Below are 26,334 nucleotides of genomic sequence, written 5' to 3'. Positions count from 1 at the left end.
GTTCGACACGCCGACGGTTGCCGGACTCGCGGCCGGGCTGGGTGAGGCCGACGGTGCAAGGCCCGCACTGACCGCACGCCCGCGGCCCGACCTGGTACCGCTGTCCTACGGCCAACGCCGCCTGTGGCTCATCGACCAGCTCGAAGGACCCAGCGCCACCTACAACATCCCGGTGTCCGTGCGGCTCGCCGGTGATGTCGACACCGCCGCCCTCGACCACGCGTTCCGTGACGTGCTCGGCCGGCACGAGGTGCTGCGCACCGTCTTCCCCGCCGTGGACGGCGAGCCCCGTCAGCGCATTCTCGAAGCGGACCGTCTGGACTGGGCCTTGGTGGTCGAGGAGGTGACGGCCGGGGAACTGGACGCGGCCGTCGCCGCGGCGGAGGCGCACACCTTCGACCTGGCGCATGACGTGCCGATCCGGGCCTGGCTGTTCCGGGTCGACGCCGGGGACAGTGTGCTGGTCGTGGTGATCCACCACATCGCCGGTGACGGCTGGTCGTGGGCTCCGATGGCCCGGGACGTCACCCTCGCGTACACGGCGCGGTGCGCGGGCCGGGCTCCGGAGTGGGAACCGCTGCCGGTGCAGTACGCCGACTACGCCCTCTGGCAGCGCGAGCTGCTGGGCGACGCCAACGACCCGGACAGCCTGATGTCCCGCCAGGTCGCCTACTGGCGGGAGACGCTGGCCGGCATCCCGGAGGAGCTGGCGTTGCCCTTCGACCACGCGCGTCCCGCGGTGGTCGGGCACCAGGGCCACCGGGTACGGCTGGAGATCCCCGCCGAGGTGCACGCACGGCTGGCGGAGCTGGCGCGGGCCGAGGGCGTCACGATGTTCATGGTGTTGCAGGGCGCCCTCGCGGTACTGCTCTCCCGGCTCGGCGCCGGGGACGACATACCGATCGGCTCGGCCCTCGCCGGCCGTACCGACGAGGCCCTGGACGACCTGGCGGGTTACTTCGTCAACACGTTCGTGCTGCGCACGGACCTGTCCGGCGACCCCACGTTCCGTGAGGTGCTGGGCCGGGTGCGGGACGCGGGACTGGGCGCGTTCGCCCACCCGGACGTGCCGTTCGAGAAGCTCGTGGAGGAGCTGTCCCCGGCCCGCTCCATGGCCCGCCACCCCCTGTTCCAGGTGATGCTCCTGCTGGAGAACACCGCCGACGCGGTCCTGGACCTGTCCGGCTCGGGCACCGGCCCGGATACGGGCCCGGGCGGGGCACCGCAGTCCCCGGACGACCCGCAGTCCCGGGACGACCTGCAATCCTCGAACAACGCCCAGTCCTCGGACGACCCACGGGACCCGGTGGAGCCCGCGGTGGTCAAGTTCGACCTGGACCTGAACCTCGTCGAGCTGTTCGGTGAGAAGGGCGCTCCCGAGGGCCTGCGCGGGACGGTCGTCGCGGCGGCCGACCTGTTCGAACCGGAGTCGGTCATCAGGCTCACCGAGCGCTACGTCCGGGTCCTCACGCTGCTGTCCGGCGCGCCGGAGACCCGGCTCGGAGCCGTGGACCTGCTGGACACGGCCGAGCGCCGGCGGGTGCTGAGCGACTGGAACGACACGGCCGCCGAGGTGCCGCACACCACGGTGGTGGAGCTCTTCCGGCGGCAGGTCGTGCGGACGCCGGACCGGACCGCCCTGGCCTCCGGTGAGACGGAGCTGACCTACGCGGAGCTGGACGCGCGGGCCAACCGGCTGGCGCGGTACCTCATCGACCAGGGCGTGGGCCCGGAGTCGGTGGTCGCGGTCGTCTTCGAGCGGACCGTCGACCTGGTCGTCTCCCTGCTCGCCGTGCTCAAGGCGGGCGCGGCCTACCTGCCGATCGACCCGCACTACCCGGCTGATCGCATCGCCTATGTGATCGCGGACTCGGGAGCGGTGTGCCTGCTGACCGGTGCGAGCATGCGCGAGCGGCTGCACGAGTTCGAGCTGGGGGCGGACCGGCGCACCGCACCCCCGGTGGTGATCCTGGACGATCCGGCCGTCGTCGAGTCGCTGTCCGGATACGCCGACCGGGACGTGGAGGACGGTGAGCGCATCGCCCCGCTGTATCCGGAGCACCCGATGTGGGTCATCTACACTTCCGGCTCCACCGGACGCCCCAAGGGTGTGCTGGTCGAACACCGGGCCATCGTCAACTTCCTGATGTCGATGCAGGACATGTTCGGGCTCGGCGCCGACGACCGGCTGCTGGCCGTCAGCACGCACGGCTGCGACATGGCCGGCTTCGAGTTCTACCTGCCGCTCCTCAACGGCGCGCGCCTCGATCTCGCCGCGCAGGAGGACGTACTCGACCCCTGGGCGCTGCGGGAGGTGATCCGCTCGACCGGGGCGACGGTCGTCCACGCCACGCCGAGTCTGTGGCGCGGGCTGGCGGCCGACGGCGAGGACCCGGTCGACTGGACCGGCATCCGCGCGATGATCGGCGCCGAGGCACTCCCGGCCGACCTGGCCCGCACCCTCCTGGCGAAGACGCCCACCCTCACCAACCTCTACGGCCCGACCGAGACCACCGTCTGGTCGACGGCGAAGGAGCTGCGCGGGCAGGACGCGGACGCCACCTCCATCGGGACGCCGATCGCCAACACCCAGGTGTACGTGCTGGACGACACCCTGGCGCCGGTGGCTCCCGGGGTCGCGGGGGAGCTGTACATCGGCGGCCACGGCATGGCGCGCGGCTACCTGGGCAAACCGGGGCTGACCGCGGGCCGCTTCGTGGCCTGCCCGTTCGGCACCGGCGGGGAGCGCATGTACCGCACCGGCGACGTCGTACGGTGGACGGACGGCGGGGAGCTGCAGTACGTGGGCCGCTCCGACGACCAGGTGAAGGTGCGCGGCTTCCGGGTCGAGCTGGGCGAGATCGAGGCCCTGCTGGCCACCCACCCCTCGGTCGCCCAGGCCGTGGTGCTCGTCCGGGAGGACACCCCCGGGGACCAGCGGCTGGTGGCCTACCTGGTGCCGAACCGGGACACCGGCGCGGACGCGGTCGACGGCCTCGGGCAGGCGGCACGGGCGATCGCCCAGGACCGGCTGCCGGGATACATGGTTCCCTCGGCGGTGCTGGTCGTGGACCGGCTGCCGCTGATGCCGAACGGCAAACTGGACCGCAAGGCGCTGCCCCGGCCGGACAGCACCGGCACCGCCCAGCAGTCCCACGCCAACTGGGCCGTCACCTCGTTCGAGACGAACGTGTGCGCCGCCTTCGCGGAGGTCCTCGGGGTCGAGTCGGTCGGCGTGGACGACGACTTCTTCGCACTCGGCGGGCACTCCCTGCTGGCCGTCCGGCTCGTGGAGCGGCTCAAGCAACGCGGGGTGTCGATCGTCGTCCGCGATGTGTTCGCCGCGCCGACGGCGGCGGGCCTGCTGAAGCGGATGTCGCTGTCCTCCGTGCGGGACGCGCTGGACGTGCTGCTGCCGATCAGGACGGAGGGCAGCCGCCCGCCCCTCTTCGCCGTGCACCCGGCCGGCGGCCTGAGCTGGTGCTACATGCCGCTGGCCCGGTACGTGCCGGCCGGCATCCCGGTGTACGGGCTCCAGGCGCGCGGAGTGGACGGCGCCTCCGCTCCGGCCGGCTCCATCGCGGAGATGGCGGCCGACTACCTGGAGCAGATCCGCTCGGTACAGCCCGAGGGCCCCTACCACCTGCTCGGCTGGTCGTACGGCGGCGTCGTGGCGCACGAGATGGCCGTGCAGCTGCGCGAGGCGGGCGAGGAGGTCGGGTCGCTGGTCCTCCTCGACCAGTACCCGTGGACCAGGGCCGGCGACAACGAGCCCGGCGCGCACGTCCCCCGGGAGACGGCGGCGAGTGCGGGGGAGGGGGACCCGCTGGACCGGCTGGTCGACGTGGTGCGCGAGCAGGGCGGCGGTGTACTCGGCGCGGTGACGGACGAGGAGTACCGCACCTATGCGCGGGTGCTGCACAACCACGAAGTGCTCCGGGACGGACACACCTTCCGGCGGTTCGACGGTGACGCCCTGCTGATCGTGGCGGACGGGAGCCGGGAGAACCGGGAGGACGGGCTCACCGGGGAGCTGTGGAAGCCCCATGTCACCGGTGAGGTGACCGAGGTGGGCCTGCCGTGCACGCACTACCGGCTGGCCGATCCGGAGAACCTGCGCGAGGTCTGGTCGGCGGTGGAGGCCTGGCGCGGCGACCTCCGCTGACGGAACGGCGAAGGGGCCCTGAGCGTATGCCGCGCTCAGGGCCCCTCGGGCTGTGGCCGGTCGGCCGGTGGCGTCCTACGCCGGGCCCTCCGCGAGTGCCTTGGCCACGCGGTCGAGGGCGGTGGTCACGTCCTGCCGGGATACGCCGGAGTGCAGCACCGCCCGGATCCGGCCGTGGCCGAACTCGCCGACGCGCAGCCCGGCCCGGTGCGCGGTGTGCACGAAGGAGGACGGGGTGAACCCGCCCGCGACGACCCGGAACAGCAGGATGTTCGTCCGTACCGTGTCCGGGTCGATCTCGATCCCCGGGATCCCGGCCAGACCCTCGGCGAACGCGCGGGCGTTGGCATGGTCCTCGGCGAGCCGCCCGGCGTCCGCGAGGGCGACCAGGCCGGCGGCCGCCACGATGCCCGCCTGCCGCATGCCACCGCCGAGCATCTTGCGGATGCGGTGCACCGACGCGATGAAGTCGGCGCTGCCCGCGACCACGGACCCGATCGGTGCGCCGAGTCCCTTGGAGAGGCAGAACTGCACCGAGTCCGCGGCCCGCGCCACCTCCGCGGGCGATACGCCCAGGGCGACGGCCGCGTTGAACAACCGCGCTCCGTCGAGATGGACGGGCAGACCCTGTTCGTCGGCGAAACGGCGCACCTCGTCCTGGTAGACCGGGCTCAACGGCACTCCGCCGCACCGGTTCTGCGTGTTCTCCAGGCAGATCAGGCCGGGCAGCGCGAACTGGGGGTCCTCCGCGTCCTCGGCGAGCCCGGCGCGCAGATCGTCGAGCAGGAGCGTGCCGTCCGGCTGGTTCGGCAGCGGCTCGTACGTCACACCGCCGCAGACGACGGCACCGGCCGCCTCGTAGAGGTAGATGTCGCTCTCGGCGCCCACGAGCACCTTGGCACCGCGCGGACAGTGGGCCATGATGGCGGCGAGGTTCGCCATGGTGCCGCTGGGCATCAGGCAGGCCGACTCCTTGCCCAATGTGCGCGCCGCCGTCTCCTCCAGCTCCCGTACGGTCGGGTCCTCGCCGTACACGTCGTCACCGAGCGGAGCCGCGGCGATCGCCGCCATCATGTCCCCGGTGGGAAGGGTGAACGTGTCACTGCGCATCTCGATCATCGGTTGGTCGACCTCCGTGCAGTCATAGGTTCCCGCCGCCGAAGCAAGGGACTTTGGAATCCGCTCCGTTTTATGAGCGTTCCTCGTGCGGGAATTGAAAGAAGTCCGGGCATGCCCGGGCATCCTGACACGGCAAGACTTTTCGCGGGTACCGGCCGAGAATCCTCATGTCGACAGGCAGTCGGTCGGGCTTTCCTTGCGCCTGGCTCCTCCTTCTGAATGCGGAGTGTGCGAAATGCCTGACAACGACTGCGATCCATATGAGCGGCTGACCGATCTGTTCGCCGAGCGCTCGGTGCTCTACCGAGTGATCCGCCACGCACCCGAAGGCCGCACCGACGTGGCCAGCCGGCTGCGCCGCCACCCGCTGGAGCAGGCGGCCAAATCCATCGTGACCCGCGTCGCGACGGGCCGCCGCTCGCGGCGCTATGTGCTCGCCGTGGTGCCCGGGCACCGCCGGGTCGACCTGGACGCCCTGGCCGGCCAATACGGCGGCCAGGAGGCCTCGTTCGCCGTTCGGGAGGTCGCCGAGCGATTGTCCGGGAGCGTCAGCGGGGCCATCGCACCGCTCTCCTTCTCGGCCGACCTGGACGTGCTCGTGGACGACGGGCTGCTGCAGCACGAGGAGATCTACTTCAACGCCGGCCGGCTCGACGTGTCCGTGGCCCTGTCCGTGGCCGACTACCTGGACCTGGCCCGCCCCAAGGTCGCACCGATCGCGGTGTGACCGTTCAACTGCCGCGGTGCCGCAGTTGAATACGATGCCGAACGGCCGCGCCGGCACGGCACGATGAGTGCCGCGCTCGTCTGAACCCGTCGAGTGTTGATCGTTCGCCATCGGCCGGTCATGCTGATTCCGGAGAGCAACCGGACCCGCGCAATTCGGTCGGGTCTGCTGTGGTGCCCCCCTTCTCAGGGTCCAGGGAAATGGGCATGGCGCACCTCACACCATTTGACGTTGTCGAATTTCCCGAACGGAGAGCCTTAAATGGCTGATGAGCAGTTGTTCCTGCGGTCGAAGGTCATCGTGGAACCGCTCGTGGACAGGTTCGTGGCGCAGCCGCACACGGTCGCCCCGGTGCCGGCGTCGATGAACCTGGCCTTCCTGCACCTGCGGCTGCTCGAGTCGTACCTCCAGAACCCGCAGGTCCACGTTGCCGCCAGCCACAACCCCGAGCTGCGCGGCGGCTACTTCATCAACATCCCGGAGCACCGTGCCGACGAGGTACGCGACCTGGTCGCCGCCATCAAGCGGGACCGCGCGGACATGCTGCGCTTCGCCGAGGCGATCGCGGAGGGCCAGGAGCTGCTGCGTACCAACGCCACCGGCTTCGACCTGACCCCGCTCTACCCCCAGCTCCCCGAGGAGCTCAGCGGTCTTGTCGAGCTGGCGTACGACACCGACAACCAGGCGCAGATGCGCTTCATGGAGCCCCTGCTCTACAAGAGCAAGGTCTACGCGGAGGACCGGCAGTCGGTGCAGCTGTCGTTCGAGACCGGCATCGAGCGTCCGTTCATCCTCTCCACGCCGCGACTCCCCTCCCCGGACGTGCTGGACATCGACGTCCCGTTCCGCCACGAGGGTCTCGCCGAGCTGTTCCGCACCCGGATCCGGCCCACCAGCCTCGGTCATCTGCGTGACGCGCTCGGCCTGGACGACCTGCAGGCCAAGCAACTGTCCACCATGCTCAGCCCCGAACCGAGCCTGGCCCCCGACCGGCACATCGAGGGCGGCGGCCGGATCCGCTACTTCGGCCACGCCTGCCTGGTCCTCCAGACGCCCCAGGGCTCCATCGTGACCGACCCGTTCATCAGCGCCGACAGCACCGCGGGCGACCGCTACACGCTGGACGACCTGCCGGACTTCATCGACCTCGTGCTGATCACGCACGGCCACCAGGACCACATCGTCTTCGAGACGCTGATGCAGCTGCGCGGCCGCGTCGGGACGATCGTGGTGCCCCGCAGCTCGCGCGGCAATCTCCCCGACCCGTCGCTCGCGCTCATGCTGGGCAACCAGGGCTTCTCGGTCGTCGAGGTCGACGACTTCGACGAGATCGAGTTCCCCGGCGGCAAGGTCACCGCGACCCCGTTCCTCGGCGAGCACTGCGACCTCGACATCCGCGCCAAGTCGACGTACTGGGTCGAGCTCGCCGGCAAGAAGGTCTTCGTCGGCGCCGACTCCTCCGGCATCGCGCCGGCCCTGTACCGGCACATCAAGAACCACCTGGGCACCGCCGACTACGCCTTCCTCGGCATGGAGTGCGACGGGGCGTCGCTGATCTGGCTGTACCAGTCGCTCATCACCCGCCCCATGACCCGGAAGATGAGCAGCTCCCGCAAGCTCTCCGGCTCCAACGCGGAGCAGGCCTCCGCGATCATGACCGAGCTGGGCGCGACCGAGGCGTACGTCTACGCCATGGGCGAGGAGGACTGGCTGGGCCACGTCATGGCCACCACCTACACCGAGGACACCTACCAGATCAAGCAGATCGAGGAGTTCCTCACCTGGTGCGCGGACCGCAACATCAAGGCCGGCCACCTCTTCAAGCAGCAGGAGTGGCGCTGGTAGCGGGCTGACGTCCCGCCCGCCCCGACCGACCCGACGGCAGCCCGTGGCTGCACCCGCCGTAGGAGGATCCCAGTGGCCGTGCACAACATTGCGTACGTCGAGCTGTACACGAAAGACAAAGTGTCCGCCGTCGACCACCTCGTCTCGGCGATGGGCTTCACGAGGATCGCGGACAGCGTCGAGGTCGACCGCAGCTCGGTGCTGCTCGGCCAGGGCGACGTGCGCCTCGTGGTGACGTCGGGCCGGGGCGTGTGGAGGTTCCTCGACGAGCACGGGGACGGGGTCGCGGACATCGCGCTGGCCTGCGAGGCCGCCGCGGTGACCGAGATCGCCGAGGCGGCCGGCGCGGTCGGCGCGGACGTCACCACCTCCGCGTACGGCAGCACCGTGGTGGCGGGCTTCGGTGACGTCTCCCACAGCCTCGTCCCCGCCGTCGTCGGCACGGCACCCACGCTGCCGCCCGGCCGCAACTGGGTGCTCTCCGCGGACGCGACAGGCGCCGCACCGGGCCGGATCGTCGGCCTGGACCACATCGCCGTCTGTGTGACCGGTGGCAACCTGAGCGCTCAGGCGGACTACTACCAGAAGGTGCTCGGCCTCAGCCACTACTCCAGCGAGTACGTGGACGTCGGGGGGCAGGCGATGGACTCGATCGTCGTCCGCAGCGATTCCGGAGGGGTCACCTTCACCCTGGTCGCGCCCGACCCGGGCAAGGACCCGGGACAGCTCGACGCGTTCCTGGAGCGCAACGGAGGGGAGGGCGTGCAGCACCTGGCCTTCCTGGTCGAGGACATCATCCCCACCGTGCGCGAGCACCGGCGCAACGGAGTGCGGTTCCTGAGCACCCCGGACACCTACTACGACCTGCTCACCGAGCGGTTCGCCGACCTCCGCACCGAGATAGCGCAGCTCAGGGACGTCCGGGTGCTCGCCGACCGCGACGAATGGGGCCACCTGCTCCAGGTGTTCTCCCGCTCCCCGTACCCCCGCAACACCCTCTTCTACGAGCTGATCCAGCGCCGTGGCTCCCGCGGCTTCGGCAGCGCGAACATCCGTGCCCTGTACGAGGCCGTGGAGCGCGATCGGCTGACCGCGGGATGAGCGCCCCCGGCTCGCGTCTGCTCACCCTGGCCGACTACGAAGCCGCGGCCCGCTCCCGCTTCGAACCGCCGGTCTGGGACTACGTGGCCGGCGGAGCCGGGCAGGAGCGCACCCTTGCCGCCAACCTCGCCGCGTTCGAGGAGGTCCGGCTGCGGCCCCGGATGCTGTCCGGGGCGGGCGCGCCGGACACCACGGCCACCGTGCTCGGCCGAACCTGGCGCATCCCGGTGGGTATCGCACCGGTCGCCTACCACACCCTGGCCCATCCGGAGGGCGAGGCCGCGACGGCCCGCGCGGCCGGGACGGCGGGCGTGCCGCTCGTCGTCAGCACGTTCGCGGGCCTGCCCTTCAAAGAGATCGCGGCCGCCGCGCACAGCCCGCTGTGGCTCCAGGTCTACTGCTTCCGTGACCGGGCCACGACCCGCGAGCTCGTCGAGGCGGCAGAGCAGGCCGGCTTCGAGGCGCTGGTGCTCACCGTGGACGCCCCCCGGCTCGGCCGTCGGCTGCGTGACGTGCGCAACGACTTCCGGCTGCCGCGGGGCATCGAGCCCGCCAACCTGCCCGCGGACGACTTCCGTTCGCCGAGCGGTCATGCGCTCACGGCCTTCGATCCCGCACTGGACTGGTCCGTGGTCGAGTGGCTGCGGTCGGTCAGCCCGCTGCCGGTCCTCGTCAAGGGAGTACTGACCGGTGCGGACGCCCGGCGCGCGAGGGACGCCGGAGCCGACGGCATCGTGGTCTCCAATCACGGCGGACGACAGCTCGACGGAGCCCCGGCGACCCTCGACGTGCTGCCGGAGATCGCCGCGGCCGTGGACTCCTGCCCGGTCCTGCTCGACGGCGGGGTGCGCAGCGGCACGGACGTCCTGGCGGCGCTCGCCCTCGGTGCCGATGCCGTACTGGTCGGCCGGCCCGTGCTGCACGGTCTGGCGGTCGCCGGACAGCGGGGCGTCGAGGACGTCCTGGACATCCTCGCCGGGGAACTGACCGAGACCATGGTCCTCACCGGCACCCCGTCCGCCCGGCACGCGGACCCCGCACTCGTCCACGGCCGGCCGGAACCGCTCCCCGAGCCCGCACCACCGCACGTACCCGGCCCCGCCCCGGCGCTGCGCCGCGAACACCTGCACGGCAGCCTGTCCGAGCCGGTGCTGGACACGATGACCTTCCTCAACGAGGTGACGCAGCGCTACCCGGACGCCGTCTCCTTCGCCCCGGGCCGCCCCTACGACGGCTTCTTCGACACCGCCGACGTCTTCGCCCATCTGCGCCGCTACCTCGATCATCTGGAAGGCGAGGGCGCCTCGCCCCAGGCCATCCGGTCGGCCCTCTACCAGTACGGCCCGACAGCCGGTCAGATCCGCGAACTGATCGCCGAGTCGCTGCGCAAGGACGAAGGCATCGACGTGCCGCCCGAGTCGGTCGTGGTCACCGTCGGCGCCCAGGAGGCGATGTTCCTGGCGGTGCGCGCCCTGATCGCCGGCCCCGAGGACGCGCTGCTCGTCGCCAGTCCCTGCTACGTCGGCATCACCGGTGCCGCCCGGCTGCTGGACGTGGTGCCCACCCCGGTCGACGAGTCACCGGACGGCTTGAGCTGCGCCGACCTCGAAGCGGCGATCCGGCGCGAACGCGCGCGCGGCCGCCGCCCCCGGGCCTTCTACGTGGTCCCCGACCATTCCAACCCCTCGGGCACCACCCTCCCGCTCCGGACAAGGCATGAACTGCTCGACCTCGCCGAGCGGCACGACCTGCTCATCCTCGAGGACAGCCCGTACCGTCTGGTCAGCCCGGGCGAGCAACTGCCGACACTGAAGTCGCTCGACCGCACGCGTCGGGTCGTCCACCTGGGTTCGTACGCCAAGAGCCTCTTCCCGGGCGCGCGCGTCGGCTTCGCCGTCGCCGACCAGCAGGTCGTCGGCGCCGACGGCGGCACGGGGCTGCTCGCCGACGAACTCGCGAAGATCAAGAGCATGGTGACGGTCAACACCTCGTCGATCAGCCAGGCCGTCGTCGCGGGCATGTTGCTCACCGGCGGTGGCCGGGCCGCACCGCTGAACACCCGCAGCGCCGCCCACTACGGCGACTCCCTGCGGGTCACGCTCGAACAGCTGGAGCAGCGGCTGCCCGAGGCCGAGCGGACCCGGCTCGGCGTCCGGTGGAACACGCCCGCCGGGGGGTTCTTCCTGGGCGTCCGGGTGCCGTTCAGAGCCGACGACTCCGCGTTGACGCGCTCGGCGGAACAGTTCGGCGTGATCTGGACGCCGATGTCGTACTTCCACCCCCAGGGCGGCGGCGAGCACATGCTCCGGCTGTCCGTCAGCTACCTGACGCATGAGCAGATCACCGAGGGCATCGGCAGGCTCGCGCGCTTCATCAGGGCCGAGAGCGCGAGGTGACCGGGCGCAGGCCGGTGCCCCCACACACGTCCCACAGAACCGAGGGAGCACATCCATGCCGGTGTCCGCCGGGATCCACGAGTCCATCACCGAGGCGCAGCTCCTGCCACGCCTCATCCGCCTCGGCCCCAACCTGTACGGAGCGGCCTTCACCCTCATGAAGCTGCTGCCGGCCACCTACATCCTGCAACGGGCCGACGAGCGCGGTGAACTGGGCCCGGACACAGTCGTCGTGGAGACCACCTCGGGCACCTTCGGCCTTGCCCTGGCCATGCAGACCGCCCTGACCCGGCGGCCGCTGATCCTGGTCAGCGACCCCGCCATCGACGTCCACCTGCACCGCCGGCTCGCCGGGCTCGGCACCCGGGTGGAGATCTGCCCGGAACCCGCCCCCGTCGGCGGTTTCCAGGAGGCGCGGCTGCGCCGGCTCGCCGAGATCCGCGCCGAACTCCCCGACAGCTTCTGCCCCGAGCAGTACAGCAATCCCGACAACCCGCGCTCCTACGCCGTGGTCGCCGAGCAGCTCTCCGCGGCCCTCGGCGCCGTCGACTGCGTCATCGGCCCGGTCGGCTCCGGCGGTTCCATGTGCGGCACCGTCGGCGCGCTGCGTGAACACACCTCGCACACCCGCGCCATCGGCGTGGACAGCCACTCCAGCGTCCTGTTCGGGCAGCCCGACGGTCCGCGTTCGCTGCGCGGCATGGGCAACAGCCTGTGGCCGGAGAACCTGCGCCACAGTGTCTTCGACGAGGTGCACTGGTGCCCGCCCGGCCAGGTCTACGCCCACACCCGGGCCCTGCACACCCGGCACGCCCTCTACCAGGGCCCCACCAGCGGCGCGGCCTACCAGATCGCACGCTGGTACGCCGAACGCCACCCGGACCAGACCTGCGTGGTCCTGCTCCCCGACGAGGGCTACCGCTACCAGGCCACCGTCTACGACGACGAGTGGCTCGCCGCCCACGGTCACACCCTCGCCGACCAGGAGCCGCAGACCGAGCCCGTGACCGTGGAACGGCCCGACCAGGCCGACGACCGCTGGACCCGCATCGACTGGGCCCGCCGCTCCTACGACGAGGTGCACGGCACGGTCCCGCGCGACCTGCGCCCGCTCGCCGAGCGGATCGCGTCATGACGACCACCGGGCGGCTCAACCGCACCCTCGGCCCGCGCACCCGCCGCGTTGTCTACGGACAGCCGGGCGCCGCCGACATCCGCGCCGAACTCGACGCCACCAGCACCATCGACCTGGCGCACATCGTCATGCTCACCGAGACCGGACTGCTCCCCGAACCCGCGGCCGCGGCCCTGCTGACCCACATCACCCGGCTGCGGGCGGACGGGTTCCGGGAGCTGTACGGCAACGACGCACCGCGCGGCCTCTACCTCATGTACGAAGGCCACCTGATCGACCAGCTCGGAACGGACGTCGGCGGCAAGCTGCACACCGCCCGCTCCCGCAACGACATCAAGGCCACCATCACCGCCATCCGGCTGCGCACGGAACTCACCGACCTGCTCGGTGAGCTGCTGCGACTGCAGGCGGTCCTGCTGTCCCGGGCGCGGGCCCACCGGGACGTCGTCATGCCCGTCTACACACACTTCCAGCCCGCGATGCCGATCACCTACGGCTACTATCTCGCCGGTCTCGCCACCGCCCTGGACCGTGACATCGGCGCCCTCCGGCACACCCTGGGCGAGCTGCGCCGCTGCCCCCTCGGCGCGGGAGCCGTGGCCGGTACCGACCTGCCGGTCGATCCCGCCCGCACGGCCGAGCTGCTCGGCTTCGCCGAGCCACCGCTGCACGCCACCGACGCCGTGGCGGCCCGGGACGGCGTGCTGCGCGCCCTGGCCGACGTCGCCTCCACCGGGCTCACCCTGAGCCGGCTCGCGACCGACCTGCAGCTCTGGAGCACCCAGGAGTTCGGGTTCGTCACGTTCCCGGAGCGACTGGTCGGCGGCAGTTCCGCGATGCCCCAGAAGCGCAACGCCTTCCTGCTGGAACACGTCAAGGCCAAGTCCGCCGCGGCCATCGGCGCCTGGACGGCGTCGGCCGCCGCCATGAAGTCGACCCCCTTCACCAACTCCATCGAGGTCGGCACCGAGGCGGTCGCCGTCGCCTGGCCGGCCTTCGCCGCCGTGCGGGACTGCGTCCTGCTCGCCCAGGTCCTGGTCAGCGGCGGTCGCCCCGACCCCGGCCGGACCGAACAGCGGACCCGGGAAGGTTTCGTGACGGCCACCGTCGTCGCCAACCGGCTGGTCGCCGAAGGGATGCCGTTCCGCACCGCGCACCACGTCGTCGGGGCCGCCGTGCGCGACGCCGTCGAGGCAGGGGAGACGGAACTCACCAAGATCACCACACCGGACGGCACCGCACGGGAGCTCGGGCCCGAACTCGGCTCGCTCGACGCCGTCGTCGCCGCCCACGACCGCGGAGGCGGCCCCGGTGAGTGCTCCCGGGTCGTCGCCGTCCTGCGGGAGGCCCTGGGCAGCCACGCCGATCAGCTCGCGGCCCACCGGGAGCGGACGGTACAGGCCCGGGAGCGGCTCACCGGGGCCGTCCAGGCCATCATGAGGCGTCCATGACGAGGGAGGACCGATTGAGCAGCGCTGCACAGGCTCGGCAGGGCGACAACGGGGCGCGGGCACCGTGGTTCGCTTTCCTGGAGAGCAACACCACCGGCACCGGGCGGGAGTTCTGCGCCGCCGCGCGCGCCCGCGGACTGCGCCCCGTCCTGCTGACCCGGGACCCGGCCCGCTACCCGTACGCGGCGCAGGACGGCATCGAGACCCGGCTGCTGGACACCTCCGACCTGCCGGCCGTCCTTGAGGCGTGCGCCGCCCTCGCCGCCGACGGCGGCCTGGCCGGGATCGCCTCCAGCTCCGAGTACTTCGTGGCCGCGGCCGCCCACGCGGCAGCCCGGGCAGGGCTTCCCGCCGCCGACGGGGACGCCATCGCCCGCTGCCGGGCCAAGGACGTCCAGCGCACCGTCCTGCGGGACGCCGGAGTCCCCGTACCGGCCTTCGAGGCCGTCGATGACGTGGCCGACGCCCTCGGCGCGGCCGAGGCCCTGGGCCACCCCGTCGTCCTCAAGCCCGTCAGTGGATCGGGATCGGTCGGGGTGCGCCTGTGCCGCGACATGGCCGAGACCCGGATCTGGGCCACCGAACTGCTCCGCCGCGGCACCGACGAGCGGGGCAACCCCGTGCCGACCCGGATCCTGGTCGAAGAGGCCGTCCGCGGACCGGAGTTCTCCGTCGAGACCTTCGACGGGTCGGTCGTCGCCGTCGTCTCCAAGCACCTCGGTTCCGAGCCGTACTTCGTCGAGACCGGCCACGACGTGCCCGCCCCGGTGGCGCCGCCCACCGAGGCCGCCCTCGCCGAGACGGCGCTGTCCGCGCTGTCCGCCCTGGGACTCGGCTGGGGAGCGGCCCACACCGAACTGCGCCTGGGCCCGCAGGGACCCGTCGTCATCGAGGTCAACCCCCGCCTGGCCGGCGGGATGATCCCGCTCGCCCTGCGCACGGCCCTCGGCGTCGACCTCGTGGACGCCTCCGTGGCCCGGGCCTGCGGACAGGAACCCGCACCCCGGACGCCCGGGGCGGGGCACGCGGCCGTGCGCTTCCTGTGCACGCGGCGCGCAGGCCGGGTCACCGCGGTGCACGGCCTGCGGGAGGCGGCCGCCGCCCCCGGGGTCGCCGCCCTCACGACCACCACCGTGGGACGCGACGTCCGCGTCACTCACTCGTTCCAGGACCGCCTGGGCTGCGTGGTCGCCTCGGGCCCCGACCCCGGCACGGCGTCCGCCCGCGCTCTCACCGCCCTGCGGATGATCGACATCCGGCTGGACGGCACCGGTGCCGCCGCGGATGCCGAACGGCCCACGGGCACCACGCTCCGGCGGCCCCCCATCGGAAACACACCGCAGCAAGGAGTCGGGCACCAGTGACTGACGACACCAACGAACCGGCCTTCACCCGGATCCCCCGCTGGACCGGTCGCGCAGGCGGCGAACCGGGCACCGCGGTGCACCTGTCCCCGGTCCCCGCCGGTCTGGCCGCGGCCGTCCGGCACACCGCCGCCGCGCTCGGAGTCCCGGCGGCCGCCGTGCTGACCGCCGCCCACGCGCGCGTCCTCGCGACCGTCACCGCCGAGGCCGACCTGCTCATCGGGCACCTCCCCGACGCGCCGGGCGCCGCGGAGACACCGCTGCGCCTGCATGTGACGGGCTCCAGCTGGGCTCGACTGGTCGCCGAGGCCGACCGGGCCACCCGAGAAGAGCACCCGGCGGGTGCCGGGCGGGAGGTCCTGCTCGACCTGTCCGGGCTCACGGCCGGCCTCCCGCCCGCGTCCGGCGGCTCCCTCGAAGCCGGCACCGTGCTGCGGATCCGCTGGGAGCGTGAGGGCGACGGGCTCGCCCTGCGTGTCGTACACGACCGGACCGTGGTGGACGCGGCTTACGCCGAGCGACTGGCCGGCTACCACCTCACCGCGCTCCGGCTGCTCACCGAGGCACCCGCGGCCCGTCACGACCGGCAGAGCCTGCTGTCCGAGGCCGAGGTCGACACCCAGCTGCACGGGCTCGCGGGGCCCCGCACGGAACTGCCCCGGCGCACCTTCATGCACTTCTTCCAGGACCGCGTGCGCAGCGCCCCGCAGGCGATCGCCGCCGAACACGGCGCGCAGTCCTGGACCTACGAAGAGCTGGACGCCCGCGCCAACCGGATCACGCACGCCCTCCTCGCCGCCGGTCTGAACGCCGAGGACGTCGTCGCCGTGGTCATGGACCGCAGCCTCGACTGGATCGCGGCGACGCTCGGCGTGCTGAAGGCCGGCGGGATCTACCTCCCCGTACGGCCCGACTTCCCCGTCGACCGAGTCGCCGCGCAACTCGACCGGAGCGCCTGTGCGTTCGCTCTCACCGAGCCCGGCAGCGAAGAGCTGGTGCGCCGGGCCGGTGCCGCACTCACCACACCGCCCGTCCCGCTGTCCGTGCCGGACGTTCAGGCGGGGCAGTGGCCGGCGACACCGGCCGAGGTGGCCGTGGACCCCGGCCGGGCGGCCTACATCTACTTCACCTCCGGCTCCACCGGCGCCCCCAAGGGAGCCCTGTGCGAGCACGCGGGCATGCTCAACCACCTCTACATGAAAGTGGAGGACATGGATCTGCGCGACGGCCCCGGGGACGTCGTCGCACAGACCGCCTCCCAGTGCTTCGACATCTCCCTGTGGCAGGTCGCCGCCCCCCTCATGACCGGCGGCACCGTCCGTGTCGTCGACACCCGGACACAGCTCGACGTCACGGACTTCCTCGACGAGATCACCGCCGGACGGGTCACCCAGGTCCAGATCGTCCCCTCCTATCTGGAGGTCCTCCTCACCCACCTGGAACGTGACCGGCGCGACCTCGCGCCGCTGCGCGCGGTCTCGGTGACCGGTGAGGCACTCAAGTACGACCTCGTGGCACGCTGGTTCGCGCTCTACCCGGACATCAAGCTGGTCAACGGCTACGGCGCCACCGAGGTCTCCGACGACACCATGCACGAGGTTCTCGACCGCGCGCCCGAGAGCGGCACCGTGACGGTCGGACGCTCCCTGCGCAACGTCAACACCTACGTCCTGGACGAGAACCTCCAGCTGGTTCCGCTCGGATCGGTCGGGGAGATCGCCTTCTCCGGCGTGTGCGTGGGCCGCGGATACATCAACGACGAGGAACGCACGCGGGAGGCGTTCGTCGCCGATCCGTTCCGGGCGGACACCCGCATGTACCGGACCGGCGACTTCGGCCGCTGGCTGCCGGAGGGCAGCATCGAATTCCTCGGCCGCCGTGACGAACAGGTCAAGATCCGGGGATTCCGGATCGAGATCGGCGACATCGAGAGCAAGCTCTCGACGATGGAAGGCATGCGAGAGGCCGCGGTCGTCGTCGACGGCGCAGCCGGTGAACAGCGCAACCTGGTCGCGTTCTTCAGTGCCGCCGAGGCGGTGCCGGGCGAGCAGGTGCACGACTTCCTCGCGGCCCGCCTGCCCGACTACATGATGCCCGCCTACGTCCACCAGCTGGAGCGCCTCCCGCTCACCGAGAACGGCAAGGTGGACAAGAAGGCCCTGGTGGAACTGGCCGGCATGCTCGGCCACGGCGACGCCCCCTACGTCGCCCCCGTCACCGCCTCCGAACAGCGGCTCGCCATGCTGTGGGCGGAAGTCCTCGGAGTGCCCGTCGAGCGCGTCGGCCGCAACGACGGCTTCTTCGACCTCGGCGGCACCTCGCTCGCCGCCGTCCGGCTGCTCGTCCGCCTCGAGCGGGCGATCTCCCTGAAGGACCTCATGGCCCAGCCGGTCCTCGTCGACCTGGCCGCCGTCCTCGACGCCCGCCGTAGCGGAGACGAGAGCGCCGCCGCGACGACCCTGGTCCAGCCGCTGTCCTCCGTACCCGCACCGCACCACACCCTGGTCTGCTTCCCGTACGCGGGCGGCAACGCCGTCAACTTCCGTTCCCTGGCGACCGAGCTGGGCCACGACGGGACGGCCGTCCTCGGGGTGGAACTGCCGGGGCACGATCTCGCGGATGGCGAGGCCCTGCAGGACGTGCGGGCCGTGGCCCGCCGGGTCCGTGACGAGATCACCGAACGCGTGCGCACCCCCGTCCTGCTGTGGGGGCACGGCTCCGGCGCGGCGATCGCCGCCGCGACGGCCCGGCTCCTGGAGGAGGCCGGCACCCCGGCCGAGCGGCTGTTCATCGGAGCCTGCCTGCTGGAGGAGACCGACGTCCTGCGCGCGGCGATGGCCGAGGTGGACACCGCGCAAGACGCCACCCTGCTGGAACGGCTCCGGGCCGGCAGCGCCTACGTGGAACTGGACGCGCTGCAACCCGAGCGGGCTGGCGTGGTCGGACGCGCCTACCGGCACGACGTCCTGGCCGCCGGCCGCCACCTGATCGGGATCCGTGAGAACCCCGCGGCCCACCACCTGCGCACTCCGGTCCACGTGGTGCTGGCCCGGGACGACGCGGCCACCGCGGGCGACCCGGCCGGGCACGGCGGCTGGAAGGCCCTGGCCGACGAGGTGACGCTCCACCAGCTGGACGAGGGTGGCCCCTACTTCGTCAGCACACGCGCCGCGGACACCGCCGCCCTGGTCCGGTCGTTCTGCCTGCGGCCCGAGCGGCTGGGCCGGGCGCAGTGACCTCGTTCGCATCGCTGACGGCTCCCCCCGGCGCCCCGCGTACCGCGGCGACCGGGGTGAGCGCGGCCTTCGGCACCTTCGGTGAACTGCTCCAGGGCAGACTGCCCGAGGACGACGGCGACTTCCTGGTGACACTGCCCGTCGCGCGCTGGTCCGTGGCCCGCTTCGAGCTGCGCCCGCACAGCCCGGAGACACAGGTGCGGCCTGCCCACAAGCGCAAGGCGCTCCGCCTCACGTCCATGATCCTCGAGGACGAGGGGCTGACGGCGGGCGGGCTGTTGCGGATCGACAGCACACTGCCCGAGGGCAAGGGACTGGCGAGTTCGTCGGCGGACCTGGTCGCGACGGCCCGCGCCGTGGGCAACGCCCTGGGCACGCCCATGCCGGCGCCCCGCATCGAGGCGTACCTGGCCCGGATCGAGCCGACCGACGGGGTGCTCTATCCGTCGATCGTCGCCTACCACCACCGCAGTGTGCGGCTGCGCGCCACGCTGGGATCCCTGCCGTCGATGGCGGTGGTCGGCGTCGACGAGGGTGGCGAGGTCGACACGGTCGCCTTCAACAGCATCCCCAAGCCGTTCACGGCCGCGGACCAGCGGGAGTACGCCCGTCTGCTCGACCGCGCCACGGTGGCCGTCGCCCGTCGGGACCTCGCCGAGGTCGGCCGGGTGGCGACGGCCAGCGCGCGGATGAACCAGGACCTGCGTCCCAAACGGTTCCTGGAGCCGATGTCCGCCGTCTGCGAGGCGGCCGGCGGACTCGGCGTCGTCGTCGGCCACAGCGGCACCACGGTGGGGGTCCTGCTGGAGATGGGCACACCCGACGCCTCGGCGCGGCTGGCGTCGGTGGCCCAGGCCTGCCAGGAACTCGCCGGGAACGTGGCCGTCTACCGCACCCTCAGCTTCGACTGACACCGCCGCGCGTCGAGCCGCACCAGGGGCGCATCCGATCCGGATGCGCCCCTCAGTCCTGTCACGGCCCGCGCTCGCGGCCCGCTTCGCGGGTCAGCGCCGGAACGGCTCTCCCATCCCCACGACGATCTCCCGGTCGCCCTGGAACGGCTCGCGGCTGTGGGCCATGCGCGTGTTGTCCACGACCAGCAGGTCGCCGCGCTGCCACGGGCGGCGCACCGTGTGCTTCTCGTACGCCTCGTTGATGGCGTCGACCATGACCCGGTCGAGCGGTGCTCCGTCACCGAAGAAGGTGTTGAACGGCAGCGCCTCGATGCCGAACTCCGCCACCAGGAACTCCCTGACGGCCGGCTCCATCGTCCACTCGTTGAGGAAGGCGATCTGGTTGAACCAGCTGCGCTCGCCCGTGTCCGGGTGCTCCAGGATCGCGGGGCGGGTCTGCACGGTGCTCAGCGTGTCGTCGCCGTGCCAGATCGCCTCCACGCCGTGCTCCGCGCAGTAGCGGTCGACGTCCTCCCGGCTCTCGGTGCCGAAGGCGTCCCGCCAGGACGTGCCGACGTACGGGTTGTAGTGCCGGTGCAGGCGCCACCCGTGCCGTTCGAACCGCCCGACCAGGTCCGCCGGCAGGTCGCGCAGCACGGCCCGGGCGTCGGCCAGGGCGGTGATCCCGCCGGACGCGGGAGGCGTGACGCAGGCGAAGGCCAGCAGCCGGGGCACCGTGGCGGCGTAACTCAGCTCGTGGTGCATGCACATGGGCTGGTCGTCCGGCCAGTGCGACGAGGAGTACACGCCCGGCGCGAGGGCGTCGCGCGGGGCGAATCCCTCACGCTCGGGCATCCCGTCCGCGATGACGGCCCGGACGGCGGCCACCGCGGTGTCCCGGTCGGAGGTCGGCAGACCCTGCACGAGGACGGCGCCGTGCTCCCGCACCGCCTCGAGGATCGGTGTGCGGTGCGCGCCGATCCAGGCGGCGGCACCGGAGGCCGCGTCGGCCTCCAGCCGGACGAGCGGATCCACGTGCTGATCGGGCATGGCCGGTTCTCCGTTCCGGGGTGCGAGGACGCGGTGCCGGTCGACCGCGGCTCACTCTGACGAGCGAGTGGCGGCGACACCGGCCGTGTCGTCGTCGCCGTTGTGGTCCCTCTGGGGGGCGTATTGGGTGTGGTAGAGGTCGGCGTAGAGGCCGTTGTCGGCGAGGAGTTGGTGGTGGGTGCCGTGTTCGTGGATGTGGCCGTTGTTGATGACGAGGATCTGGTCGGCTTGGCGGATGGTGGACAGGCGGTGGGCGATGACGAGGGAGGTGCGTCCGGCGAGGGCGGTGTCGAGGGCTTGTTGGATGGCGGCTTCTGATTCGGAGTCGAGGTGGGCGGTGGCTTCGTCGAGGACGACGACGGGTGGGGCTTTGAGGAGGAGGCGGGCGATGGAGATGCGTTGTTTTTCGCCGCCGGAGAGGTGGTAGCCGCGGTCGCCGACGATGGTGTCGAGGCCGTGGGGGAGGTGGGTGATGGTGTCCCAGATGAGGGCTGTTCTGCAGGCGTTGACGAGTTCGTCTTCGGTGGCGTCGGGTTTGGCGTAGGTGAGGTTGGCGCGCAGGGTGTCGTGGAAGAGGTGGGCGTCCTGGGTGACGACGCCGACGGTGTTGGTGAGGGTGTGGCGGGTGAGGGTGCGGATGTCGTGGCCGGCGATGCGGATGGTGCCGTGGGTGGGGTCGTAGAGGCGGGGGACGAGGTGGGTGATGGTGGTTTTGCCGGCGCCGGAGGGGCCGACGAGGGCGGTGAGGCGGCCGGCGGGGGCGTGGAAGGTGAGGTTGTTGAGGACGGTGTTGGTGGGGGTGGGTTCTTCGGGGCGGTCGGTGGTTTCCAGGGAGGGCAGGGAGACTTCGGAGGCGGTGGGGTAGCGGAAACTCACACCCTCGAACACCACCTCGGGCGCCTCGATGCGTTCCTCCTCGCCGAGGGCCGTCACCTGTGACGGGCCGGCCGTGTCCGCCGCGGAGACCTCCAGGTCGAGGATCTCGAAGAGCCGGTCGAAGGCGACCAGGGCCGTCATGGCGGTGGTCTGGATCGTCGACAGCTGGTTGATCGGGGCGTACACCTGCAACAGCAGCGCGGCCAGGGCCACCAGTGTGCCGATCTCCAGCGTGCCGTCGATGGCCAGACTGCCGCCCAGGCCGTAGACGAGTGCCGTGGTCAGTCCGGTGAGCACGCTGAGCATGATGACGATCAGCCGGCCGTAGACGACCCGGGCGGCGACGAGGTCACGAACCCGGCCCGCCTTGGCCGAGAACAGGGCGGCCTCCGTGTCGGGTTGTCCGTAGAGCTTGGCGAGCATCGCCCCCGACACGTTGAACCGCTCGGTCATGAGCGAACTCATCTCGGCGTCCAGCTCCATGCCCTCCCGGGTGAGCCGCTGCAGATTGCGCGACATCAGCCGGGACGGGATCAGGAAGACGGGGATCAGCAGCAGCGCGGCCAGGGCGATCTGCCACGACAGCAGGAACATCGACGTCAGCAGCAGCCCCAGGGTCAGCAGTGCCGACACCGACTGGGTCAGCAGCGCCGTCACAGCCTGCCGGGCCCCGTTCACGTCGTTGTTGAGCCGGCTGATGAGGGCGCCCGTCTGGGCATGGGTGAAGAACGCCAGGGGCTGCTTCTGCACATGGTCGAACACGGTCGTGCGCAGATCGTGGACGAGGCTTTCACCGATCCGGCCCGAGCACCAGGCCCTGACGAACAGGGCCGCCGCGTTGAGTACGGCCACCCCCGCCATGGCGACACAGGTCCACAGGACCACACCGGGCCTGCGCGGCACGATGCCGTCGTCGATGATCACCTTGAGCAGCAGGGGACTTCCGGCCGTGCACACCGCCCCGATGACCGTGACCAGCACCAGCAGGATCGCCGGTCCGCGGCGCCGCGCGGCGTACGGCAGGATGCGCCGCAGCGTCCCCCGGCCGGCCCTGCGACGGTCCTCGGTGCGTGTCATGGACCCCGCCCTCCCCGGCATGTCAGTACTTGCCGAGGAACTCGACGATGGCGGCGTTCACGGCTTCGGGGCGCTCCAGGTTCCCCAGGTGACCGCAGTCGGGCAGCGTCACGAAGTCGCAGCCGGGGATGGCGTCCGCGACTTCGGCGACCAGGTACGGCGGGCAGATCAGATCGTCGGCGAAGGCGATCGCCCGGCACGGGACGGTGACGCCGCGCAGTGCCTCACGCCGGTCACCGTTGTTGCCGACCCACGCCTGCCCGTCCGCGGACTTCCGGCCGCCACCGGTCAGCTCCATGATCTCCAGCCACGACTGCACCGCGACGTCGTCGTTCAGCGTCGTGGGGGACAGCATCTCCAGCACGGTCCTGACGGCCTCGTAGTCGGCGGGCAGCTCGATGCCCTCGTCCCGCATCCGCTGCTCCGCCGCCGCCATCGCGCTACGGGCCGCGTCCGCCCGTGCCCGGGTGGCCAGCAGCACCGCCGAGCGCACCAGATGGGGGGATTCCAGGGCCAGCTCCTGGGCGATCATGGCGCCCATCGACGTCCCCACGATGTGGCAGGGGCCGATGTCCAGGGCCTCGATCAACCCGCGGGTGTCGGCGACCAGGTCGGCCAGCGCGTAGCGCCCCTCGGGCGCGTCCGACGCCCCGATGCCCCGGTTGTCGAAGACGATCGTCTCGTACCCCGCCCGGTGCAGAGCGGGGGTCTGATGGGTCGTCCACACATGGCCGGCCGCCCCGGAGCCCATGATGAGGAGGACCGGGAGACCGTCACCCGATCTCTGGTAGGAGAGCCGGATCCCGTTGGTGCTGACAAAAGGCATGGCACACACCCGTCACTGATCGTCGCGTGCAGAAAGAGTCGAGGCGGGCCGGGGGGAGAAGGGCGGCGTCCGCCGATGACCGGAGAACGGCCGGGGAAGTCGACAGCTGGACCCGTGCCGACCTGTCGGCCGTGCGGTCGTACGACCCCCGTCGTGCTGCGCGCCTCACCATCGCACCGCGCGGGCCGGCCGATCAAGGCATCCCCGGCCCACTCCTCGGCCCCCGTTCAACTGCCGCGGCGGCGCGGTTGAACGGCGCCCGGACGGCGTGAGCCCGGCTACGGTCGGTGGTTGACGCGCTGAGCAGCGCCTGGTTCATAGTGGATCTCCAGTGGGGTGCGACCGGTGTGCGCGGCCGGACCACAGGCGACCGGCACCCCGTTCTGCACCCGTGGCCGTCGTCGTGCCCGCCGACGCGATCCACCTCATGTACCCGAGAGAGGATGACGTGGTGACGAATCCGTTCGAGGATCCCGATGCCCAGTACCTGGTCCTGGTCAACGACGAGGGCCAGCACTCGCTGTGGCCGGTCTTCGTCGACGTGCCCGACGGCTGGCAGACCGTCTTCGGGGAGGCGGGGCGACAGGAGTGCCTCGACTACATCGAGACGAACTGGACCGACATGCGCCCCAAGAGCCTGATCGAGGCGATGGCCAACAGCTGAGACCCGAGACCCGCCCCGGACCCCTCGTGTGCCGCCCCGTGCGTCCCGCGAGGGGTCCGGCACGTTCGGCCCCCGGGGGCTACATCTGTGGGGTGACCCGGTGTGCGGACCTCCATCCGGAGAGGGTTGGCATCCGCACCCGTGGGTGATGCCATGCAGGCCCGACCAAGATCGACGAAGAGGCCTCGCATGAGTGGGACACCGACGTGCCGCACACACTGATCGACTCCCGGACCCGGCCGGCCCGCCCGGGAACACGGCTTGCCTCGGTGACCTCCGCCCTGAACTGGGCGGCCGGACGCCTGAGTTGTGTGGAGCCGGAGCTCGCGGGCCTGCCGCCCCTGGTGCCGCCGGGCGCCGTCTGCATCGACATCGGAGCGGAGTACGGCCTCTACACCTGGCCACTGTCCGCGCTGGCGGGACCTGGCGGGTCGGTGCACAGCGTGGAGCCGCTGCACGGCCCGGCACGCTGGCTGCGCACGGTGGCCACGGCTCTCGGCTGTGACAACGTGACGGTGCACCGGACCGCCCTGGGCGCGCGTGCGCAGCAGGGCCTGATGAGCCTGCCCAGGCGCCGGTTGCTGCCCGTGCACGGGCGTGCCTATCTGACCGAGGGCGCCCGTGACCCCGGGCCGAACACCGAGTTCGCACGCTCCCGTCCCGTGCCCACGGCGATACGGACGGTGGACGGCATGTGCCGTCATCTGGGGCTTGACCGCGTCGACTTCATCAAGGCCGACGTCGAAGGTGCGGAGGGCGCCGTGCTGTTGGGGGCCGAGGACATCCTTCGGCGGTGCCGGCCCGCTCTGCTGCTGGAGATCGAGGACCGTCACCTCGCCAAGTACGACATGAAGTCGACCGATCTGGTGGACCGGCTGGGCGCGCTCGACTACCGCATGTACCGGTGGCGGGGCGGGCGTTGGGACCGGGTGCACCACGTCACGGACGACTGCCGCAACTACCTCTTCACGTCCCGGCCGATTCCGCCCTCCTACTGAAGGATCCAGGCATCCATGGGCTCCACCCTTGTCATCACCAACGACTTCCCGCCCCGTCAGGGCGGCATCGAGACCTTCGTCCGCCACATGGCCACGCGTGTGCCCGACAACGACGTCGTCGTCTACACCTCCCGGGAGAAGGGGGACGCCGCCTACGACGCCACCCTGCCCTTCCCCGTCGTGCGCGAGTCGACCGGCATGCTCCTGCCGACGAGAGGGGTCACTCGCCGGGCCGTGGAGCTGGCGCGGTCCCACGGCTGCGACCGTGTGTGGTTCGGCGCGGCGGCTCCACTCGCTCTCATGGCGCCGGCACTGCGCCGCAGCGGCGTACGGCACATGGTGGCCACCACCCACGGCCACGAGATCTGGTGGGCGAGGATGCCCGGCTCACGGGGGATGATGCGGCGGATAGGCGACGGCGTCGACGTCGTCACCTACCTGGGCCAGTACACCCGCGACCGGATCGAACCCGCACTGGGCCCCCGTGCGCGGATGAGCCGGCTGGTGCCCGCCGTCGACACCGAGGTGTACCGGCCGGACGCCGCCGCGGCCCTGGAGGTCCGCACCGCCCTGGGCATCCAGGACAAACGCGTGATCCTGTGTGTCGCCCGCCTGGTGCCCCGCAAGGGCCAGGACCAGCTGATACGGGCGATGCCGCTGATCCGGCGCGAGGTGCCGGACGCGCTGCTCCTCCTGGTCGGCCGGGGCCCGGACGAGGCCCGGCTGCGCAGACTGGTGCGCCGTCATGCCCCGGGCGCGGTCGTGATGGTCGGCGGTGTCGCGCACGCCCGGACCCCCCGGTACTACGCCGCGGCGGACGCCTTCGCCATGCCCTGTCGCACCAGGAAGGCCGGCCTGGAGGCGGAGGGGCTCGGCATCGTCTTCCTGGAGGCGTCGGCCAGCGGCCTGCCGGTGATCGCCGGTGACTCGGGCGGCGCCCCGGACACTGTGCTGGACGGTGAGACGGGGTACGTGGTCGACGGCACCGACACGGTGGCGATCGCCGACGCGCTCACACGGGTCCTGCTCGACCCCGACCGGGCAGCCGCGATGGGCAGCGCCGGCCGCCGCTGGGTGCGTGAGTCCTGGTCCTGGGACGCCTCGGCCCGCCATCTGACCCACCTGCTCACTCCGGGGGAAGCGCCCGTGGCCGTGCCCGGCCAGAGGTGAGCCGTCGCCCCTCCGCCGGGCTTGTCGCGCCTCGGGCCGCTGCGGCACGAAGCCGTCAGGCCCGGTCCCGCCTCACCGCGGTGCGGGGGCGGGAAGAGCGCCCTCTTCCCGTTCCTGGGGGGCGTATTGGGTGTGGTAGAGGTCGGCGTAGAGGCCGTTGTCGGCGAGGAGTTGGTGGTGGGTGCCGTGTTCGTGGATGTGGCCGTTGTTGATGACGAGGATCTGGTCGGCTTGGCGGATG

Annotated in this window: 17 protein-coding genes; 13 read left to right on the top strand and 4 right to left on the bottom strand. The window is 71.8% G+C overall.

Annotation, left to right across the window (positions count from 1 at the left end; genetic code table 11):
• On the top strand, positions 1-4,165 hold a 4,165-nt coding region (locus K4G64_RS26260), incomplete at its 5' end, for an amino acid adenylation domain-containing protein (RefSeq protein ID WP_221758468.1).
• A 75-nt stretch (positions 4,166-4,240) separates the two neighbouring features.
• Here the strand turns inward: K4G64_RS26260 and K4G64_RS26255 are convergent.
• Positions 4,241-5,284 carry a GntG family PLP-dependent aldolase gene (locus tag K4G64_RS26255; protein WP_221758467.1) on the bottom strand — a complete coding sequence of 348 codons (1,044 nt, stop codon included), beginning with the start codon at positions 5,282-5,284 and terminating at the stop codon, positions 4,241-4,243.
• Positions 5,285-5,519: 235 nt separating this feature from the next.
• Between K4G64_RS26255 and K4G64_RS26250 the strand changes: the two genes are divergently transcribed.
• The 9 genes from K4G64_RS26250 (at position 5,520) to K4G64_RS26210 (ending at position 19,450) form a co-directional block, all read left to right on the top strand.
• Positions 5,520-6,011 (top strand): YbaK/EbsC family protein, encoded by a 492-nt coding sequence (locus tag K4G64_RS26250; protein WP_221758466.1) that lies wholly within the window; start codon positions 5,520-5,522, stop codon positions 6,009-6,011.
• Between the two features lie 261 nt (positions 6,012-6,272).
• A complete protein-coding gene (locus K4G64_RS26245; RefSeq protein ID WP_221758465.1) occupies positions 6,273-7,856 on the top strand; it encodes an MBL fold metallo-hydrolase in 1,584 nt (527 codons plus the stop codon).
• A gap of 78 nt (positions 7,857-7,934) precedes the next feature.
• Positions 7,935-8,957, top strand: a complete 1,023-nt coding sequence (gene hppD, locus K4G64_RS26240; protein ID WP_308122493.1) for a 4-hydroxyphenylpyruvate dioxygenase — start codon at positions 7,935-7,937, stop codon at positions 8,955-8,957.
• Positions 8,954-11,353, top strand: coding sequence for an aminotransferase class I/II-fold pyridoxal phosphate-dependent enzyme (locus K4G64_RS26235; RefSeq protein ID WP_221758463.1), 2,400 nt, complete (start codon positions 8,954-8,956; stop codon positions 11,351-11,353). The genes hppD and K4G64_RS26235 overlap by 4 nt, the downstream gene beginning before the upstream one ends.
• A gap of 55 nt (positions 11,354-11,408) precedes the next feature.
• Complete coding sequence (locus K4G64_RS26230) at positions 11,409-12,488, top strand: pyridoxal-phosphate dependent enzyme (RefSeq protein WP_221758462.1); 1,080 nt, start codon at positions 11,409-11,411, stop codon at positions 12,486-12,488.
• Positions 12,485-13,939, top strand: a complete 1,455-nt coding sequence (gene argH / locus K4G64_RS26225) for an argininosuccinate lyase (RefSeq protein WP_221758461.1) — start codon at positions 12,485-12,487, stop codon at positions 13,937-13,939. The genes K4G64_RS26230 and argH overlap by 4 nt, the downstream gene beginning before the upstream one ends.
• A 14-nt stretch (positions 13,940-13,953) precedes the next feature.
• Positions 13,954-15,303 carry an ATP-grasp domain-containing protein gene (locus K4G64_RS26220; protein WP_221758460.1) on the top strand — a complete coding sequence of 450 codons (1,350 nt, stop codon included), beginning with the start codon at positions 13,954-13,956 and terminating at the stop codon, positions 15,301-15,303.
• On the top strand, positions 15,300-18,539 hold the full coding sequence (locus K4G64_RS26215) for an amino acid adenylation domain-containing protein (protein ID WP_221758459.1): 3,240 nt from the start codon (positions 15,300-15,302) through the stop codon (positions 18,537-18,539). The genes K4G64_RS26220 and K4G64_RS26215 overlap by 4 nt, the downstream gene beginning before the upstream one ends.
• A complete protein-coding gene (locus K4G64_RS26210; RefSeq protein WP_308122492.1) occupies positions 18,536-19,450 on the top strand; it encodes a kinase in 915 nt (304 codons plus the stop codon). The genes K4G64_RS26215 and K4G64_RS26210 overlap by 4 nt, the downstream gene beginning before the upstream one ends.
• A gap of 93 nt (positions 19,451-19,543) precedes the next feature.
• Here K4G64_RS26210 and K4G64_RS26205 read toward each other — a convergent pair whose 3' ends face one another.
• From K4G64_RS26205 to K4G64_RS26195, 3 genes are read right to left on the bottom strand one after another with little or no spacing between them, the layout of a single operon-like run.
• Positions 19,544-20,482 carry a TauD/TfdA family dioxygenase gene (locus K4G64_RS26205; protein ID WP_221758458.1) on the bottom strand — a complete coding sequence of 313 codons (939 nt, stop codon included), beginning with the start codon at positions 20,480-20,482 and terminating at the stop codon, positions 19,544-19,546.
• Between the two features lie 51 nt (positions 20,483-20,533).
• Positions 20,534-22,435 (bottom strand): ABC transporter ATP-binding protein, encoded by a 1,902-nt coding sequence (locus K4G64_RS26200; protein WP_221758457.1) that lies wholly within the window; start codon positions 22,433-22,435, stop codon positions 20,534-20,536.
• Between the two features lie 22 nt (positions 22,436-22,457).
• Positions 22,458-23,261, bottom strand: coding sequence for an alpha/beta fold hydrolase (locus tag K4G64_RS26195; RefSeq protein ID WP_221758456.1), 804 nt, complete (start codon positions 23,259-23,261; stop codon positions 22,458-22,460).
• A 451-nt stretch (positions 23,262-23,712) separates the two neighbouring features.
• Between K4G64_RS26195 and K4G64_RS26190 the strand changes: the two genes are divergently transcribed.
• The 3 genes from K4G64_RS26190 to K4G64_RS26180 all read left to right on the top strand — a co-directional run bounded on the left by K4G64_RS26190 (position 23,713) and on the right by K4G64_RS26180 (position 26,093).
• Positions 23,713-23,925, top strand: coding sequence for an MbtH family protein (locus K4G64_RS26190; protein WP_308122491.1), 213 nt, complete (start codon positions 23,713-23,715; stop codon positions 23,923-23,925).
• Between the two features lie 269 nt (positions 23,926-24,194).
• A complete protein-coding gene (locus K4G64_RS26185; RefSeq protein WP_221758455.1) occupies positions 24,195-24,923 on the top strand; it encodes an FkbM family methyltransferase in 729 nt (242 codons plus the stop codon).
• A 15-nt stretch (positions 24,924-24,938) separates the two neighbouring features.
• Positions 24,939-26,093, top strand: coding sequence for a glycosyltransferase family 4 protein (locus tag K4G64_RS26180; RefSeq protein WP_221758454.1), 1,155 nt, complete (start codon positions 24,939-24,941; stop codon positions 26,091-26,093).
• Positions 26,094-26,334 lie beyond the last annotated feature (241 nt).

Origin of the sequence: Streptomyces sp. WAC04114 (assembly GCF_019733245.1) — a bacterium.
GTDB lineage: Bacteria > Actinomycetota > Actinomycetes > Streptomycetales > Streptomycetaceae > Streptomyces > Streptomyces massasporeus_A.
This window is presented reverse-complemented; position numbering and strand designations above follow the sequence as displayed.

What these genes read in the sequence shown, in the direction of transcription:
- K4G64_RS26255 (WP_221758467.1), bottom strand. Translation starts at nt 5,284, where the DNA reads ATGATCGAGATGCGCAGTGACACGTTCACCCTTCCCACCGGGGACATG.
- K4G64_RS26250 (WP_221758466.1), top strand. Translation starts at nt 5,520, where the DNA reads ATGCCTGACAACGACTGCGATCCATATGAGCGGCTGACCGATCTGTTC.
- K4G64_RS26245 (WP_221758465.1), top strand. Translation starts at nt 6,273, where the DNA reads ATGGCTGATGAGCAGTTGTTCCTGCGGTCGAAGGTCATCGTGGAACCG.
- K4G64_RS26235 (WP_221758463.1), top strand. Translation starts at nt 8,954, where the DNA reads ATGAGCGCCCCCGGCTCGCGTCTGCTCACCCTGGCCGACTACGAAGCC.
- K4G64_RS26230 (WP_221758462.1), top strand. Translation starts at nt 11,409, where the DNA reads ATGCCGGTGTCCGCCGGGATCCACGAGTCCATCACCGAGGCGCAGCTC.
- argH (WP_221758461.1), top strand. Translation starts at nt 12,485, where the DNA reads ATGACGACCACCGGGCGGCTCAACCGCACCCTCGGCCCGCGCACCCGC.
- K4G64_RS26205 (WP_221758458.1), bottom strand. Translation starts at nt 20,482, where the DNA reads ATGCCCGATCAGCACGTGGATCCGCTCGTCCGGCTGGAGGCCGACGCG.
- K4G64_RS26200 (WP_221758457.1), bottom strand. Translation starts at nt 22,435, where the DNA reads ATGACACGCACCGAGGACCGTCGCAGGGCCGGCCGGGGGACGCTGCGG.
- K4G64_RS26195 (WP_221758456.1), bottom strand. Translation starts at nt 23,261, where the DNA reads ATGCCTTTTGTCAGCACCAACGGGATCCGGCTCTCCTACCAGAGATCG.
- K4G64_RS26180 (WP_221758454.1), top strand. Translation starts at nt 24,939, where the DNA reads ATGGGCTCCACCCTTGTCATCACCAACGACTTCCCGCCCCGTCAGGGC.